Origin of the sequence: Bradyrhizobium sp. ORS 375 (genome assembly GCF_000239775.1) — a bacterium.
Taxonomy (GTDB): Bacteria; Pseudomonadota; Alphaproteobacteria; order Rhizobiales; family Xanthobacteraceae; genus Bradyrhizobium.
The window spans coordinates 1-15,545 of the sequence record NZ_CAFI01000224.1; the positions used below are offsets into that span (position 1 = coordinate 1).

Genomic DNA, 15,545 nt, shown 5'->3' on the forward strand with positions numbered 1-15,545 from the left:
GACAACCGGCATTCCCCGCGCGATGGTTTTCACGGCTGCTTCGCGTTCTCCCCGGTGCGCCGGGCGTTCTGGTCACCGTGCACGATGACGCGCCGTGAGGCACGCCACCGCGGGGGCATCAGCGTCGGGATGCCAGGACCACGCGACTTGACCGTACGCAACGGCATCGTTCGTCGGCGCTTCAAGCGCTGCGCTGCCATCGCGTCCACCGCTCCTCCCGCTCCACGTCCGTGACGACCGCGAACCGCCCCTCCTGCGAGCGGGAGATGGCGCCACAAGAGCATCGAATTTGTTTTAGGAAAAGCGGAATATTTTTGGCCGCCGGACTGGACAGGGCAAATCAGCTTGATGCGTCTGGAGAAAATCGCTTCTACGCGCAGCGCGCGATCGCTCCGTTCAACCTTTGGATGCTCGAACATCATGGAAGAATTCGCACTGATTTGCCCGACGGGCAGTGTTCTTCTTCTTTCTTCGAGATCGGTCCGACGATCGGATGGCCGGGATTTGTTTCTATTAGTCCGTGTTCGATGATGAAGTCTCGGCCGACGGAACCGAAACAGGGCCGGAAGCAAAATTGATCCACGTCGGGCCAAACTACGGAAGACGTTTTTACCTCCTCATCCAAAAAGAGACGGTCTTGGACTCGCTGCAGTACAGCTTCTCTGCGAGACTTCGTGCGTCGGTCGAACAGTGATTGACAGAGGGGATTTGCATGATCGGCAACAGCGGCCATGACTCCAGTGAAGCGCTGTCGCGCATGAATGGATGCCTGTCGCGCATGGTCTGCGCCTGGTTCTGTTGATCCAACTGACATGACGGCCGGGGCGCGTCGACGCCTCGGCACCGGCAGGCGCAGCCTGCTCATCAAGCGACATCACTCCGCAACCCAATGTGCTGCCGGGTCGGCAGCGCAGATGCCGGCGGCCGTCCTCATCGAGGCGGAGCGGCATTGATGACGATCAGGACAAGTGAGGAAAGCCTATGACGACCAGGGATTCGTCGATCAAATTCGCCTATTGGGTGCCCAACGTCTCGGGTGGCCTGGTGATCTCCACTATCGAGCAGCGCACCAGCTGGGACATCGGCTACAACAAGAAGCTGGCGCAGATCGCGGAGGCGAGCGGCTTCGACTACGCGCTGAGCCAGATCCGCTTCACCGCCGGCTATGGCGCCGAGTATCAGCATGAGTCCGTCTCGTTCAGCCATGCGTTGCTCGAGGCGACCACCAAGCTCAAAGTGATCGCTGCGATTCTGCCCGGACCATGGCATCCCGCCGTCGTTGCCAAGCAGATCGCGACCATCAATCACCTCACCCAGGGACGCGTCGCCGTCAACATCGTCAGCGGCTGGTTCCGCGGCGAGTTCGCGGCGATCGGCGAGCCGTGGCTGGATCACGACGAGCGCTATCGCCGCTCGGAGGAGTTCATCCGCGCGCTCAGGGGCATCTGGACGGAGGACAATTTCAATCTCCGCGGCGACTTCTACCGCTTCACGAACTACTCGCTGAAGCCAAAGCCGATCGACCCGCAGCCGGAAATCTTCCAGGGCGGGAGCTCGCGCGCGGCGCGCGACATGGCCTCGCGCGTCTCCGACTGGTACTTCACCAACGGCAACTCGGTCGAGGGCATCAAGGCGCAGGTCGACGACATCAGGGCCAAGGCGAAGGCCAACAACCACCACGTCAAGATCGGCGTCAATGCCTTTGCCATCGCGCGCGATACCGAGGCCGAGGCACAGGCTGTCCTCAAGGATATCATCGACCACGCCAATCCGGAGGCGGTGCATGCCTTCGCGCACGAGGTGGCCAATGCCGGCAAGGCCTCGCCGGAGCGCGAGGGCAATTGGGCGAAATCGACCTTCGAGGATCTCGTCCAGTACAATGACGGCTTCAAGACCAATCTGATCGGCACGCCGCAGCAGATCGCCGAGCGCATCGTCGCGCTCAAGGAGGTCGGAGTCGATCTCGTCCTGCTCGGCTTCCTGCACTTTCAGGAGGAGGTTGCCTATTTCGGCAAGCACGTGATCCCGCTGGTGCGTGAGCTCGAGGCCAAGGCTGCGGCCAAAGCGGGCGTGCGCGTCCAAGCGGCGGAGTAGGGCACGGCGATGCTGTTGAGCGCGCTCACCACCTCGCTGGACGTGCTGGCCCTGGAGACGTGGGCTCCGGGGACGGCGCGTCAGGTGCTCGACACCGAGCCAGCTGCTGCGCCGGGCGCCCAGGTGTCGGGCGGCCCGCGCGCGGTGCTGCGGCTCGCCAACATCTCGCTGTCGTTCGGCGGCCTCACGGCACTTCGCGATGTCGATCTCGACGTCGCGGAGGGCGAGATCCGCGCGGTGATCGGTCCCAATGGTGCCGGCAAGAGCTCGCTGCTCAACGTGGTCAGCGGGCTCTACCGGCCTGACCAGGGCGAGGTCTGGTTCGGCGATCATGCGTTCCGGCAGGTGCCGACGGCGCAGCTCGCGCGCCTTGGCGTAGCCCGCACCTTTCAGAACCTCGCTCTGTTCAACGGGCTCTCGGCCTTCGACAATGTGCTGATTGGGCTGGCGCATCGCGTCCACACCGGCTTCATCCGGCAGCTCGTCGGCAGCCCCGCGGCGCGGCGGATCGAAGCCGAGAACCGCGCCGCGGCCGAGGAGGTGATCGGCTTCCTGCATCTCCAGGAGGTGCGCGACCGCATCGCCGGCTCGCTGCCTTACGGCCTGCAGAAGCGGGTCGAGCTGGCGCGCGCGCTGGTGGCGCGTCCAAAACTGCTGCTGCTCGACGAGCCCTTTGCCGGCGTGACGCTGAGCGGGAAGCAGGAGCTGGCGCAGCACGTGCGCGGCGCACGCGACCGCTACGGAACCACCATCGTGCTGATCGAGCACGATATCGGCATCGTCATGGGTCTCTCCGACCACATCGCCGTGCTCGATTACGGCCGCAAGATCGCGGACGGACCGCCGGCCGAGATCAAGACCAATCAGGCGGTGATCGATGCCTATCTCGGCGTCGCCCATGAGGACGAGACGGAGCTCGCGATCTGATGTTCGACACTCAGTTTCTCATCGAGGTGCTCGTCGGCGGCCTGCTGTCAGGCGTAATGTACTCGCTCGTCGCGATCGGCTTCGTGCTGATCTACAAGACTTCGGGCGTGCTCAATTTCGCGCAAGGCGCGATGCTGCTGTTCGCGGCGCTGACCTTCGTCAGCCTGGTCGAGCGCGGCACGCCGTTCGCGTTGGCGCTGCTTGCGACGCTCGCCATCATGGTGGCGCTCGGCATCACGATCGAGCGGGCCGTGCTGCGGCCGTTGATCAACCAGCCGCCGATCACCCTGTTCATGGCGACTCTCGGCCTGTCCTATGTGATCGAAGGAGCCGCCCAGTTGCTGTGGGGCACGCAGGTCCACGGGCTGGAGATCGGCGTCAGCGATATCCCGTTCGACATCGCGGGCGTCTTCATCAGCCGCTTCGATCTGTTTGCGGCGGCCGTGGCCGGCAGCCTGGTGGCGCTGTTCACGCTGTTCTTCCGCTACACCCGCACCGGGCTCGCGTTTCGCGCGGTCGCCGACGATCAGTTTGCCGCGCTCGCGGTCGGCCTGAGATTGCCGCGCGTCTGGGCCGCGGTGTGGACGGCGGCCGGCATCGTTGCGCTGGTTGCGGGGCTGCTGTGGGGCGCGCGGCTCGGCGTGCAGTTCTCGCTGTCGCTGGTGGTGCTGAAGGCCCTGCCGGTGCTTGTGCTCGGCGGCTTCGATTCCATCACCGGCGCGATCGTCGGTGGCCTGCTGATCGGCGCGATCGAGAAGCTCGCGGAGGTCTATGTCGGGCCCTTCTTCGGCGGCGGCATCGAGGCGTGGGCGGCCTATGTGGTCGCGCTGGCGCTGCTGCTGGTGCGGCCGTCCGGCCTGTTCGGCCAGAAGCTGGTGGAGCGGGTGTGATGACCACGATCACCGAAACCACCGTAGCGCCCACGCGACTGTCCTGGCTCACTCCGAACCTGCTCGGCGTCGCGCTGCTGCTCCTGCTTGGCTACGGGCTAGTGCCGTGGATCGGATCGGACTATCTGATGGACGCGGTGCTGACGCCGTTCCTGGCGCTGGCGCTGGCCGCGATCGGGCTCAATGTCCTGACCGGCTATGCCGGCCAGGTGTCGCTGGGCTCGGCGGCGTTCCTCGCGGTCGGCGCTTATGCGGCCTACAATCTCAATCTGAGATTGCCGAGCCTGCCGCTCCTCGCCGACATCGTGCTGGCAGGGGCCATTGCCGCGGCCGTCGGAATCGTGTTCGGCCTGCCGAGCCTGCGGCTGCGCGGCTTCTATCTTGCGGTGTCGACCTTGGCGGCGCAGTTCTTCGTGCAGTGGGCGCTCACCAAGTTCGGCTGGTTCTCCAACGACAATGCCTCCGGGGTGATCGATGCGCCGGTCATCCGCATCGGCAGCCTCAGCTTCACCTCGGCGACCGGCCGTTACGTGTTCTCGCTGTCGATCGTCGCAGTCGCCACCGCGCTGACGGCGCGGCTGTTGGCCTCGCAGATCGGGCGCAACTTCATCGCGGTGCGCGACCACGAGGTCGCGGCCAAGGTGATCGGCGTGCCGCTGCTGCGCACCAAGCTGCTCGCCTTCGGCATCTCGTCATTCCTGATCGGCGTCGCCGGCGTGCTCTGGGCGTTCGCTTACCTGCGCACGGTCGAGCCGGCCGGATTCAACCTCGATCGCTCGTTCCAGATCCTGTTCATCATCATCATCGGCGGGCTGGCCTCGCTGCGCGGTGCCTTTATCGGTGCGGCCTTCATCGTGGTGTTTCCGCTGCTGCTGTCGCGGCTCGGCGCTGCGTTGCTCGGCAGCGTGTTCGATTCCGGCGTGCTCGAGATGAGCCAGCGCATCGTGATCGGCGCGCTGATCATCGCCTTTCTGATCGCCGAGCCGCGCGGCCTGGTCGCGCTGATCGACCGTGCCGTCGCGGCAGCGCGCCGCCTCCGTTCATCCCAGTCCTGAACCAGTCACCCACAAGGAGAGACACGATGACGACATTCAGACACGCAAAGCTGGCTTTAGGGGCGGCGCTCGCCCTCGGGCTGGTCACCAGCCTGCCGACCTTCATACCCCAGGCCAAAGCGGACGAGCAGTTTTTCCCGCTGCAAAGCTATCGCGTCGGGCCCTATGCGGCCGGCGGCACCGGCTTCTTCGGCGGTTTCATCGATTATCTCAACCTGATCAACATCCGCGACGGCGGCGTCAACGGCGTCAAGCTGACCTGGGACGAGGGCGAAACGCAATACGAGGTCGAGCGCGGCGTCGAGGTCTATGAGCGGCTGAAGAGCCGTCCCGGCGTTGCCGCCTGGAATCCGCTCTCCGTCGGCATCGCCTATGCGATGATCGACCGCATCAGCAAAGACAAGGTGCCGCTGATCACCATCAACCACGGCCGCACCGACTCCACCGACGGCCGCGTGTTTCCTTACGTGTTCCCACTGCTGCTCAATCCCTATAGCGAGACCTCGGGTATCGTGAACTACATCGCCACGCGCGAGGGCGGAGCTGAGAAGCTGAAGGGAAAGAAGATCGTGGTGCTGTATCACGGCTCGCCCTACGGCAAGGAGACGATCCCGATCTACAAGCTGTTGTCCGACAAATACGGCTTCGAGCTCGAGCAGATCGAGGTGCCGCATCCCGGTAACGAGCAGCAGTCGCAATGGCTGTCGATCCGCCGCGCCAAGGCCGACTATGTCGTGCTGCGTGGCTGGGGCGTGATGAATCCGGTGGCGCTGAAGACGGCGCAGAAGACCGGCTTTCCGGTCGACCACATCATCGGCAATGTCTGGTCCAACTCGGAAGAGGACGTGATCCCGGCCGGCGATGCCGCCAAGGGCTATGTTGCGATCACCACCCAGGCTTCGGGCGCCGAGTACCCGGTGCTGCAGGAGGTGATCAAGACCGTCTACGGCGCGGGCAAGGGCAATCTCGACGACAAGAAGCGCATCGGCAGCGTCTACCACAATCTCGGCATCGTGAACGGCATCCTCAACGTCGAGGCGGTCAGGATCGCGCAGGAGAAGTTCGGCAAGCGGACCTTGACCGGTGACGAGGTGCGCTGGGGTTTTGAGCATCTCCAGCTCGATCCCGCGCGCGTCGAGGCGCTCGGCGCCAAGGGCCTGTTCCACTCGATCAACGTCACCTGGGACAACCACGAGGGCAATGGCCGCGTGACCTTCCAGCAATGGGACGGCGCCAAGTGGAAGGTCGTCTCCGACTGGATCTCGCCGGACTGGGCCGCGCTGCGCCCGATCATCGAGAAGTCGTCGACCGCCTACGCGCAGGAGCGCGGCATCAAGATCCGCACCTCGGGTGACGATCCGGTCGGGCAGTAAGGCCAGCGTGCGCGGGGGCGGTGCTCCCGCGCATCTCTTTTCGAGGACTCCCATCATGAGTGACGTGCTGCTGTCGGTCGAGCATCTCGCTGCGACCTATGACCAGGCAATCTGCGCGGTCAGCGACGTATCGTTCGCGGTTCACGCCGGCAAGATCATCGCGGTACTCGGTGCCAATGGCGCGGGCAAGTCGACGACCTTGCAGGCGATCTCGGCGCTGCTGCCCGCGCGGCGCGGCCAGATCACAAGCGGACGGATCATCTATGACGGACGCGACGTCTCGTCGTCCTCGGCCGCGCAGTTGGTCCGCGCCGGGCTCGTGCCGGTGCTCGAAGGCCGGCATTGCTTCGCCTCGCTGAGCATCGAGGAGAATCTGATCACCGGCGCGATCGGCCGCGATGCCAGTCGCGGCGAGGTGAGTGCCGATCTGGAGCGCGTCTACGCTCTGTTTCCCCAACTGACACGGCACCGCCGCTCCGTGGCTGGCCTCACCTCCGGCGGCGAGCAGCAGATGACGGCGATCGGCCGCGCGCTGATGTCGCGGCCCCGGCTGCTGGTGCTCGACGAGCCATCGATGGGGCTGGCGCCCCTGGTGGTCGAAAGCATTTTTCGCGCGCTCAAGCGGCTCAACGGCGAAGAGGGGCTCTCGATCCTGGTGGCCGAGCAGAACTCAACCGTGGCGCTGCGCTTCGCCGACCATGCCATCGTGCTCGAAGGCGGCCGCAGCGTGCTTGCAGGTCCCGCGCGCGAGCTCCGGCAGCGTCCGGACATCAAACATCTCTATCTCGGCGGCGCCACTGCGCCGGCTGAGACCACCCAGGCCGTGGCCTGACTACACCAGCGAGGAGATCCCCATGCCGACAAGTACCGCCGCCCGCAAGCTCGAGGCTGCGCCCTATGAGCAGCTCGACGCGACCATCGAGCAGGTGGTCAAGGCCAACGCCGATCGCAACGATCGTGAAGGCCGGTTTCCGCGCGACAGCCTGCTCGCGCTGGCCGAGGCCGGCTGGACCGGTGTGCTGAACGAGCCGCGCTTCGGCGGGCTCGGGCTCGGGCACGTCGATTTCGCCGAGGCGGCCTACCGCATCGGCCAGGCGGACGCCTCGACCGGCCTCGTCTACGTCATGCATGTCGGCGCGGCGCAGACCATCAATCTGTTCGGCACCGACGACCAGAAGGAGCGCTGGCTGAAAGCCGACCATGGCCGGCTGCTCGGGACCTACTCGACCAGCGAGCGCGCCACCGGCGGCCACTGGTGGTACAATCTGTCGGAGGCCTCGCGCGACGGCGACGACTATCGTCTGAACGCCGACAAGTCGTTCACGACCAGCTCGGGCCAGGCCGACTTCTACGTCGCGCAGACCCGCACGCCCGGCGCCAGGGACCAGGCCGACATCATCTTCTTCATCGTCGACGGCAAGGCCGATGGCATCGAGTCCAAGCCATGGGAGGCGCTCGGGGTGCGGGCCAATCATTCTGGCGGCATCAGCTACAAGAACGTCCACGTGCCCAAGCGCGACCGGCTTGGCGCGGAGGGGCAGGGCAAGGAGATCATCTATGACGGCGTCTCGCCGGTCTACTTGATTGGGCTCGGAGCGGTGTGGGAGGGGCTGGCGCGCGGCGTGCTCAATGCTGCGGTCGCGCACACCACCGGCTTCGTGCACAAGGACCGCAACAGGAGCTTGTCGGATTACCAGGCGATCCGGCAGGAGCTCGGCGCCGCCAAGGTGCTGGTCGAGAGCCTGCGGCCGTGGCGGATCGAGCTGGCACACAAGCTCGACGAGCTCTGGCGCGCCGGCAGGCCGCAGAGCGAGATCCTGATCCCGCTGACCGAGTTCAAGGTCCACGCCGCCGAGGTCGCCAACAAGGTGGCGTCATCAGCGCTGACGGTGACTGGCGGCTACGGCTATCACCGCGGGCCGATCGAGCGCGCTTTCCGCGACGCCCGCGCGGCGATCGCAATGGGGCCGTCCAACGTCATCGCACGCGAATGGATCGGCAAGGCGCAGGTCGGGCTGCCGCTCGAGCTGTTCTACGAAGGCGGGGAGTGACCAACGCCGGTGCTGCGGCGCACCGCGGCGCTAGTCGGCCATTGCGTCGGCGTCGAGCGCGGTCTCCTCGCGCTCGGCTTTCTCGCCGGGGGCGGCGTTGGCCGCCTCGGCCGTTTCGAAATCGTCCTCGGCGATGTCCTTCACCTCGGCTGCGACGTCGGTCTCGATCGCTTCGGCGGCGAGCTCGGCGGCGACCACATCTTCCGGCCCGGCGTCGTCGTTGGCGGGCTCCGCGAACAGGTTTGGTCCGGGAATGGTCGTCGGCACCACCGGCCGCGACTTGGCCTTGTACCAGGACGAGAATTTCTGCGAGAGGCCGGCTTCGAACTCGGCGAGCGGCAGGGTGTTGCCGTCCTCGTCAGTGATCACGACATTCCAGCCTTCGGCTTCCATCACCTGCGCATTGGCGATCACGATCAGCGCGCTTTCGCGCTGCTTGCGGATCTTCTGCTGCTCCCGCTCGGCGATCATCGTGTACGCCATGGCTTCAACTCCAACCATCGACTCTGGGTGCGATGGCCCGAAGCACCATCGTTCGTCGTCACTACGCCGCGAGAGTGTGGGCGCGCCTGGGCCGGATTGCGTTCGCCTAATGACAATTTGGCGGCGTCTCACAGGTTCCGAAGCCCATCATGGAGTCGCAGATGCAACAGCCGACAAAATAGTGGTGCAGTGAGACGACCGCTTGTTGAAGGCGCTCGGCTCTGTGTCATCATTTGATTCTGCGGCGGCAACTGCTTCGCGGCGGCGCGAAAGCAGCGGGTGAACCGGCGATCGAACCGGCGATCGAACCGGCGATCGAACCGGCAATCGAACCGGACAAACAGCGGGCGAATTGGGGACCGAGATGCGAACTCATCTGTTCAGGATGCGGAACTTGAATGTGGCGGTAGCAGGGCTTGCGCTGGCGATGATCGCCAGCCCGCGCGCGGGTCATGCCTTCACGGAAGACGACCAGCGGCGGCTGTGCACCGGCGACGTGTTCCGGCTGTGCTCGTCGGAGATTCCCGATCGCGAGCGCATCATCGCCTGCATGGTCAAGCAGCGCGCCAGCCTCAGCGACGGCTGCCGCAGCGTGTTCGGACGTCCGACCGAGCGCTCCGCCTCGGCCTCGGTGACGCGCTGAGCTCGCGCCCTTCGACTTGACGACGACGCGCCGCCGATCCGTCGATCCGCGGCGCTCCTTCCACCATGACATGGTTTGCAGCGCGGCGTGATAGACTGGCAGGGATCATCCGGCCAGGAGTTGACCCGCCATGAGCAATCGCATTCTCGTCCTCTACGGCTCCTATCGCTCCGACCGGATGGGAATCCGGCTCGCACAGTTCGTCGTGGACGGATTGCGCGGCAAGGGGCAGGACGTCGAGCTGATCGACGCCAAGGCGGTCGGCCTGCCGATGCTCGACCGCATGTTCAAGGAATACAAGCCGGGCGAAGCGCCTGCGGCCATGGCGGAGCTCGCAGCCAAGATCCGCGCCGCCGACGGCTTCGTGTTCGTGACCGGCGAATACAATTGGGGCATGCAGCCTGGGCTGAAGAACCTCACCGACCACTTTCTCGAGGAATGGTTCTGGCGGCCGGCGGCGATCGCGAGCTACTCGGCCGGCCGGCTGGCAGGAGCGCGCGCTGCCACCGCCTGGCATGGCACCTTGTCGGAGATGGGCATGGTCGTGGTGTCGAGCACGCTGGCCGTCGGCCCTATCGGTCAGGCGCTCTCGGCCGAGGGCAAGCCCACCGGCGATGCCGGCCAGGCGCTCGCGCACGCCTTCCCACGCTTCGCCGATGATCTGTTGTGGTGGGTCGAGGCGGCCCGGGAACAGCGGGCACGCAAGGCGCCGCCCTACTGAGACGGCTCAGCCTGAGAAGAGCCGGAGCGCCGGTGCGCTCCGGCCGTCTCGCTCAGCGTGCCGCGCTGCTCGGAGTGTTGGTCACCGATTGCTGTCGGCGCGGCGCGGCCGCAGCCTGGCCCTGACCTTGGCAGGGCAGTTCCTTCCAGGTCCCGTCGGGGTCCTGCTGGTAGGCGCGACAGGGAGAGGACGAGGTGGCCTGCTCGTCGGTTCTTTGTGTTTGAGAATTGGGACTCTGGGAATTCTTCGCCAGTGCGGGCGCTGCCGTTGCGATGAGGGCAGCCAGCGAACCGACGAAGATCACGGGCGTGATCCGCATGTGGGGTTCTCCTGCTCGAAGCACCGTCGATTCAGAGCTGAATTGTGGAAACTTTGAGGCGGCTGTCGGGGCTGTGCTGCGATCCCTAACGATCGATTGCCAATGCGCCTCCCGCGTTAACTGGCTACGCGGCATGGTTGCAGCCGCCGCCACTGTGGCGGGATCGGGGCTGGCGCCGGGCGGCTACGGGCGCTAAGAGCGGCGTCACGCGCGTCAGCGCCCTCAAGGCCGATGCAGCATCTCCGGGTGAAATGCCTGCGTTCGGCAACGGACGCCGCCACCGTGGCCGGCGCTCCGACATCAGCCGCGTAACCGACAATTCGTGGCGGCTCGCCTTTTTGCGGGCGGGGGCGTGGATCGCGCAGGCGGAAACCGTGCGAGCATGACGCGACCCCGATTGCCCTCTCTGATTGCGCTGCGTGCCTTTGAGGCCGTCGGGCGGCGGGGCAGCGTTCGCGCCGCTGGCGACGAGCTCGCGGTCAGTCACACGGTCGTCTCCCGCCATCTGCAGAACCTGCAGCGCAGCCTCGGCGTGGCGCTGGTCCGCGCCGAGGGACGCGGCCTTGCTCTGACCGAGGTCGGCCGGCAGTTCCACGCCGAGGTCACCCAGGCCTTCGACATCATCGCGCGCGCCACCACGGCGGTGCGGCCCGTGGCGCGGCCGACGCTGAACATCTGGTGCATCCCGGGCCTCGCCAACCGCCGGCTGCTGGCGCGGCTGCCGGAGCTGACCGGACCGCCGCGCAACTGGGACATCAACCTGCAGCCGACCTTGTCGCATCCGGACCTGCCGCGCGGCGAGGCCGATGCCGAGATCGTCTATGCCGAGGAACTGCAAACGGGCAGCACCGTGATGGCCGAGGAGCTGGCGCGGCCGCGCGTGTTCCCGGTGGCGAGCCCGGCGTATCTGGCGCGCTTTCCCGACATCGCCACACTCGGCGGTCTCGCCAAAGCCTCGCTGATCCACGAAGAGTCCACCCTGCAATGGGAGCGCTGGTTCGATCTGGCCGGCTATCAGCATCAGGTCAGCCTGCGTGGGCAGCGGCTGTGGCACGCGCATCTGGCGATCGAGGCGGCGCGGATGGGGCAGGGCGTCGCGCTCGCGAACGAGATCCTCGTCGCCGACGACGTGCGCAGCGGCGCGCTGGTCGAGGTGCTGCCGTCGTCGGTTCGCATGGGTGCGTATCAGCTCGTGGCGCTCAGGGAGCGCTGGGACGAGCCCGCCATCGTCGCGCTCCGTGCCTGGCTGAAGAAGGTGCTGGCCTGAGCTACGCGGCAGCCGCGACGCTCTGGTGCACTGGAGTCACCTATCAGGAGGAACAAGCTGATTGATCGGAACGGCGCCCGTCTTAGCCTGGACCTCGACATTTTTCCGCAAGGAGTCGAGCCGAATGGCTGCGAATGAACAATTGCTGGCACGGCGGCACGAGGCCGTCGTCCACGGCGTGAGCTACGCGACGCCGCTGTTTGCCGACCGCGCCCTCAACAGCGAGGTCTGGGACGTCGAGGGCAAGCGCTATATCGACTTCGCCGGCGGCATTGCCGTGCTCAACACCGGCCATTGCCATCCACATGTCGTGGCCGCGATCCGCGCCCAGCTCGACCGCTTCACCCACACCTGCTTCCAGGTGCTGCAGTACGAGCCTTACGTGCGGCTGACCGAGCGGCTCAACGCGCTGGCGCCGATCTCCGGTCCCGCCAAGTCGATCCTGCTGACGACAGGAGCGGAAGCGACCGAGAACGCCATCAAGATCGCGCGCGCCGCCACGGGGCGCAGCGGCATCATCGCCTTCACCGGCGCCTTTCACGGCCGCACTGCGCTTGCCAACGCCATGACCGGCAAGGTGATGCCCTACAAGAAGCAATTCGGCGCGCCACTGCCGGGCATTTGGCATGCGCCGTTCCCGATTGCCGGCAGCAACGTCTCGGTCGAGGACACGCTGTCCTACATCAACTTCATCTTCAGGGCCGATATCGACGCCTCGCAGGTTGCCGCCATCATCATCGAGCCGGTGCAGGGCGAGGGCGGTTTCCACCCCGCGCCGCCGGAGTTGATGCGCGGCCTGCGCCGGATCTGCGATGCCAACGGCATCGTGCTGGTCGCGGATGAAGTGCAGACCGGCTTCGGCCGCACCGGCAAGATGTTCGCGATGGAGCATTACGACGTGCAGCCAGACCTGATCTGCGTCGCCAAGAGCCTCGCTGGCGGCATGCCGCTGTCGGGCGTGATCGGCCGCGCGGCGATCATGGATGCGGCGGAGCCGGGCGGATTGGGGGGCACCTATGGCGGCAATCCGCTGGCCTGCGCGGCCGCGCTCGCGGTGCTCGACGTGTTCGAGCAGGAGAAGCTGCTGGAGCGCGCCAATGCGATCGGCGACAGGCTCCGCGCCGCGATCGCGCGTTTCGCGCGTGCCAACACTCTGGTTCCAGTTTCCGAGCCGCGGGGTCCTGGCGCGATGGTTGCATTCGATATCCTCAAGCAGCGCGGCAGCGACGAGCCGGATGCCGAGATGACCAAGCGCGTGACGCGGGTCGCCCATGAAAATGGTTTGATCCTGTTGTCCTGCGGCGTGACTGCGAGCACGATCCGCATCCTGGTGCCGCTGACTGCATCGGATGCGATCGTGGACGAAGGGCTCGCGATCCTGGAAAAATGTCTGGCCGCCTGACCCGCGGCTGGAATGAGTGGAAAGTCTGGAGGCTTGGGAGTGACTGAAACAGCAGCGGCCGTGCCGAACGACGTGATGGAGCGGCTCGCCGCCGCTGTCGACGCCAACTTCAAAAAGCAGGTCGCCTTCCTGCAGCAGCTCGTGCAGTTCCGCAGCCTGCGCGGCGAGGAAGCGCCGGTGCAGGACTGGCTGGCCGTTGAGTTCGAAGCGCGCGGCTACAAGGTCGATCGCTTCAGCCTCGGTGATGTCGATCTGATGCGTCATCCCAAGGCGGCGCCGATGGACAATGTCGCGCTCGACGGCTCGAAGCAGGTCGTCGCGACGCTCGACGGCCGGGGCAGGGGCCGCAGCCTGATCCTGCAGGGCCATGTCGACGTCGTGCCGGAAGGGCCGACCGATCTCTGGAACGACCCGCCCTACGAAGCCGTGGTGCGCGACGGCTGGATGATCGGGCGCGGTGCGCAGGACATGAAGGCCGGCGTCTCCGCGATGATCTTCGCGCTCGACGCCATCAAGGCTGCCGGCTTCGTGCCCGACGGCCGCATTCACCTGGAGACGGTGACCGAGGAGGAGAGCACCGGCAACGGCGCGCTCTCGACTTTGATGCGTGGCTACACGGCTGATGCGTGCCTGATCCCCGAGCCGACCGGCCACACCTTGACGCGCGCCCAGGTCGGCGCGATCTGGTTCCGCCTGCGCGTGCGCGGCACGCCGGTGCATGTCGCCTATGCCGAGACCGGCACCAACGCGATCCTTTCGGCGATGCATCTGATCCGCGCCTTCCAGGAGCACACCAGCGAGATCAACGCGCGCGCCAAGTCGAACGCCTGGTTCGCCGACGTGAAGAACCCGATCAAGTTCAATGTCGGCATCATCAAGGGTGGCGACTGGGCGAGCTCGACGCCAGCGTGGTGCGATCTCGATTGCCGGCTCGGCGTGCTGCCGGGCGAGACGCCGGCCGATGCCATGGCCGCGATTGAGCAGTGTCTCGCCAAGGCGCAAGCCACCGACAGCTTCCTTTCGGAAAATCCGGTCGAGCTGGTGTGGAGCGGCTTCCAGGCCGATCCCGCGGTGTGCGAGCCCGGCAGCGCCGCCGAGGCTGCGCTGGCCGAGGTGCATGCGCGCGTGTTCGACAAGCCGCTCGAGATGCGGTTGTCCACCGCCGTCAACGACACCCGCTACTACGCCGTCGACTACGGCATCCCCGCGTTGTGCTACGGACCCTATGGCATCGGCCCGCACGCGTTCGACGAACGCGTGGACCTCGACAGCGTGCGCAAGACGACGCTGTCGATTGCGATGTTCGTCGCGCAATGGTGCGGGCTGCGCAAGGCATGATCAAGGTCGCGCTGCTCAGCCGACCGGGCCTGATGGATCCGATGAAGGCGCTGCTCGCGCGCGAGCTGCCCGGCGTGGCCGTCGCGTCGTGGCCGGAGCCTGCGGCTCTCGAGGCCGAGCTCGCGGTGTGCTGGAAACCGGAGCCCGGTGCGCTCGCATCGATGCGGAGGCTCAGGCTCATCCATTCGATCGCGGCCGGCGTCGACAACATCCTGTCCGATGCCACCGTGCCGGATGTGCCGCTGTGCCGGATCGTCGATCCCGATATCACCGCGGCGATGACCGAGTTCGTGCTGTGGTCGACGCTCTACTTCCATCGCGATTTCGATCGCGTCATCAGCAACGCGCGCGACGGCCTGTGGCAGCGCTACGACCAGCGCGCAGCCAAGGACAGCAGGGTCGGCATTCTCGGACTGGGCGAGCTCGGCACCGACGCTGCGCGTCGTCTCGTGCAGCTCGGCTTCACGGTGAGCGCCTGGTCGAGGTCGCCGAAGCAACTCGCCGATGTCAGGACGTTCAGCGGTGCAGAGGCGCTCGACGCATTCCTCAGCGAGACGGACATTCTGGTCTCGCTGCTGCCGCTGACGCCGTCGACAGTCGGGCTCTTGAATGCCGCACGGCTGAGCCGCTTGCCGAAGGGCGCCGCGCTGATCCTGTGCAGCCGCGGCGAGCACGTCGTGATGGATGATCTCATCGCGCTGCTGGGCGGCGGCCATCTGCGCGGCGCCGTGCTCGACGTGTTCGAGCACGAGCCGCTGCCGGCGGAGCATCCGCTATGGCGCGAGCCGGGCGTGCTGGTGACGCCGCACATGGCGGCGATCGCATCCTGGGAGACGATCACGCTGCAGGTCGCCGAGAACGCACGGCGGCTGCTCAGCGGCCGGCCGCTGTTGAACGTGGTCGATCGCGCACGCGGCTATTGAGCGGCAGCGGAGCCTACTCGAGCGTCTGGACCGGCGGGGCGACCGGCCCGCGCGGAGCC

General features: G+C 66.3%; 16 protein-coding genes. 14 read left to right on the forward strand and 2 right to left on the reverse strand.

Annotated features, from left to right (window positions below; translation table 11 throughout):
* Positions 1-266: 266 nt before the first annotated feature.
* From BRAO375_RS37475 to BRAO375_RS18530, 8 genes are all read left to right on the forward strand, one after another.
* Positions 267-578 carry a hypothetical protein gene (locus BRAO375_RS37475; protein WP_139031412.1) on the forward strand — a complete coding sequence of 104 codons (312 nt, stop codon included), beginning with the start codon at positions 267-269 and terminating at the stop codon, positions 576-578.
* 403 nt (positions 579-981) lie between these two features.
* Positions 982-2,094 carry a dimethylsulfone monooxygenase SfnG gene (sfnG, locus tag BRAO375_RS18500; RefSeq protein ID WP_009028984.1) on the forward strand — a complete coding sequence of 371 codons (1,113 nt, stop codon included), beginning with the start codon at positions 982-984 and terminating at the stop codon, positions 2,092-2,094.
* A gap of 9 nt (positions 2,095-2,103) precedes the next feature.
* Complete coding sequence (locus tag BRAO375_RS18505) at positions 2,104-3,021, forward strand: ABC transporter ATP-binding protein (RefSeq protein ID WP_009028985.1); 918 nt, start codon at positions 2,104-2,106, stop codon at positions 3,019-3,021.
* A complete protein-coding gene (locus BRAO375_RS18510; protein WP_009028986.1) occupies positions 3,021-3,911 on the forward strand; it encodes a branched-chain amino acid ABC transporter permease in 891 nt (296 codons plus the stop codon). The genes BRAO375_RS18505 and BRAO375_RS18510 overlap by 1 nt, the downstream gene beginning before the upstream one ends.
* Entirely contained in the window at positions 3,911-4,966 is a 1,056-nt protein-coding gene (locus tag BRAO375_RS18515; RefSeq protein ID WP_009028987.1) for a branched-chain amino acid ABC transporter permease, read from the forward strand. Before BRAO375_RS18510 ends, BRAO375_RS18515 begins: the two co-directional genes overlap by 1 nt.
* A gap of 26 nt (positions 4,967-4,992) precedes the next feature.
* Positions 4,993-6,339: an ABC transporter substrate-binding protein gene (locus BRAO375_RS18520; protein WP_009028988.1), complete on the forward strand. Its 1,347-nt coding sequence runs from the start codon at positions 4,993-4,995 to the stop codon at positions 6,337-6,339.
* A gap of 55 nt (positions 6,340-6,394) precedes the next feature.
* Positions 6,395-7,171, forward strand: a complete 777-nt coding sequence (locus BRAO375_RS18525; RefSeq protein WP_009028989.1) for an ABC transporter ATP-binding protein — start codon at positions 6,395-6,397, stop codon at positions 7,169-7,171.
* Positions 7,172-7,193: 22 nt separating this feature from the next.
* A complete protein-coding gene (locus tag BRAO375_RS18530) occupies positions 7,194-8,390 on the forward strand; it encodes an acyl-CoA dehydrogenase family protein (protein WP_009028990.1) in 1,197 nt (398 codons plus the stop codon).
* A gap of 30 nt (positions 8,391-8,420) precedes the next feature.
* Here BRAO375_RS18530 and BRAO375_RS18535 read toward each other — a convergent pair whose 3' ends face one another.
* The gene (locus BRAO375_RS18535) at positions 8,421-8,873 is read right to left on the reverse strand and encodes a hypothetical protein (protein ID WP_009028991.1); all 453 of its coding nucleotides are present in this window, start codon (positions 8,871-8,873) and stop codon (positions 8,421-8,423) included.
* A gap of 385 nt (positions 8,874-9,258) precedes the next feature.
* Here BRAO375_RS18535 and BRAO375_RS18540 point away from each other — a divergent pair, with 385 nt between their 5' ends.
* Positions 9,259-9,516: a hypothetical protein gene (locus BRAO375_RS18540; RefSeq protein WP_244423216.1), complete on the forward strand. Its 258-nt coding sequence runs from the start codon at positions 9,259-9,261 to the stop codon at positions 9,514-9,516.
* Positions 9,517-9,646: 130 nt separating this feature from the next.
* Positions 9,647-10,237 (forward strand): NADPH-dependent FMN reductase, encoded by a 591-nt coding sequence (locus tag BRAO375_RS18545; protein ID WP_009028993.1) that lies wholly within the window; start codon positions 9,647-9,649, stop codon positions 10,235-10,237.
* A gap of 52 nt (positions 10,238-10,289) precedes the next feature.
* Here the strand turns inward: BRAO375_RS18545 and BRAO375_RS18550 are convergent, their stop codons facing one another.
* Positions 10,290-10,556 (reverse strand): hypothetical protein, encoded by a 267-nt coding sequence (locus tag BRAO375_RS18550; protein WP_009028994.1) that lies wholly within the window; start codon positions 10,554-10,556, stop codon positions 10,290-10,292.
* 382 nt (positions 10,557-10,938) lie between these two features.
* Between BRAO375_RS18550 and BRAO375_RS18555 the strand changes: the two genes are divergently transcribed.
* The 4 genes from BRAO375_RS18555 to BRAO375_RS18570 all read left to right on the forward strand — a co-directional run bounded on the left by BRAO375_RS18555 (position 10,939) and on the right by BRAO375_RS18570 (position 15,486).
* The gene (locus tag BRAO375_RS18555; RefSeq protein ID WP_009028996.1) at positions 10,939-11,823 is read left to right on the forward strand and encodes a LysR substrate-binding domain-containing protein; all 885 of its coding nucleotides are present in this window, start codon (positions 10,939-10,941) and stop codon (positions 11,821-11,823) included.
* Between the two features lie 124 nt (positions 11,824-11,947).
* Complete coding sequence (gene gabT / locus BRAO375_RS18560) at positions 11,948-13,225, forward strand: 4-aminobutyrate--2-oxoglutarate transaminase (protein ID WP_009028997.1); 1,278 nt, start codon at positions 11,948-11,950, stop codon at positions 13,223-13,225.
* Positions 13,226-13,264: 39 nt separating this feature from the next.
* A complete protein-coding gene (locus BRAO375_RS18565; RefSeq protein ID WP_009028998.1) occupies positions 13,265-14,563 on the forward strand; it encodes an ArgE/DapE family deacylase in 1,299 nt (432 codons plus the stop codon).
* Positions 14,560-15,486, forward strand: coding sequence for a 2-hydroxyacid dehydrogenase (locus BRAO375_RS18570; protein WP_009028999.1), 927 nt, complete (start codon positions 14,560-14,562; stop codon positions 15,484-15,486). Before BRAO375_RS18565 ends, BRAO375_RS18570 begins: the two co-directional genes overlap by 4 nt.
* Positions 15,487-15,545: the final 59 nt, after the last annotated feature.

Excerpts from the sequence above, each read along its gene's own strand:
- BRAO375_RS37475 (WP_139031412.1), top strand. The coding sequence starts at position 267 with ATGGCGCCACAAGAGCATCGAATTTGTTTTAGGAAAAGCGGAATATTT.
- sfnG (WP_009028984.1), top strand. The coding sequence starts at position 982 with ATGACGACCAGGGATTCGTCGATCAAATTCGCCTATTGGGTGCCCAAC.
- BRAO375_RS18505 (WP_009028985.1), top strand. The coding sequence starts at position 2,104 with ATGCTGTTGAGCGCGCTCACCACCTCGCTGGACGTGCTGGCCCTGGAG.
- BRAO375_RS18510 (WP_009028986.1), top strand. The coding sequence starts at position 3,021 with ATGTTCGACACTCAGTTTCTCATCGAGGTGCTCGTCGGCGGCCTGCTG.
- BRAO375_RS18515 (WP_009028987.1), top strand. The coding sequence starts at position 3,911 with ATGACCACGATCACCGAAACCACCGTAGCGCCCACGCGACTGTCCTGG.
- BRAO375_RS18520 (WP_009028988.1), top strand. The coding sequence starts at position 4,993 with ATGACGACATTCAGACACGCAAAGCTGGCTTTAGGGGCGGCGCTCGCC.
- BRAO375_RS18525 (WP_009028989.1), top strand. The coding sequence starts at position 6,395 with ATGAGTGACGTGCTGCTGTCGGTCGAGCATCTCGCTGCGACCTATGAC.
- BRAO375_RS18530 (WP_009028990.1), top strand. The coding sequence starts at position 7,194 with ATGCCGACAAGTACCGCCGCCCGCAAGCTCGAGGCTGCGCCCTATGAG.
- BRAO375_RS18535 (WP_009028991.1), bottom strand. The coding sequence starts at position 8,873 with ATGGCGTACACGATGATCGCCGAGCGGGAGCAGCAGAAGATCCGCAAG.
- BRAO375_RS18540 (WP_244423216.1), top strand. The coding sequence starts at position 9,259 with ATGCGGAACTTGAATGTGGCGGTAGCAGGGCTTGCGCTGGCGATGATC.
- BRAO375_RS18545 (WP_009028993.1), top strand. The coding sequence starts at position 9,647 with ATGAGCAATCGCATTCTCGTCCTCTACGGCTCCTATCGCTCCGACCGG.
- BRAO375_RS18550 (WP_009028994.1), bottom strand. The coding sequence starts at position 10,556 with ATGCGGATCACGCCCGTGATCTTCGTCGGTTCGCTGGCTGCCCTCATC.
- BRAO375_RS18555 (WP_009028996.1), top strand. The coding sequence starts at position 10,939 with ATGACGCGACCCCGATTGCCCTCTCTGATTGCGCTGCGTGCCTTTGAG.
- gabT (WP_009028997.1), top strand. The coding sequence starts at position 11,948 with ATGGCTGCGAATGAACAATTGCTGGCACGGCGGCACGAGGCCGTCGTC.
- BRAO375_RS18570 (WP_009028999.1), top strand. The coding sequence starts at position 14,560 with ATGATCAAGGTCGCGCTGCTCAGCCGACCGGGCCTGATGGATCCGATG.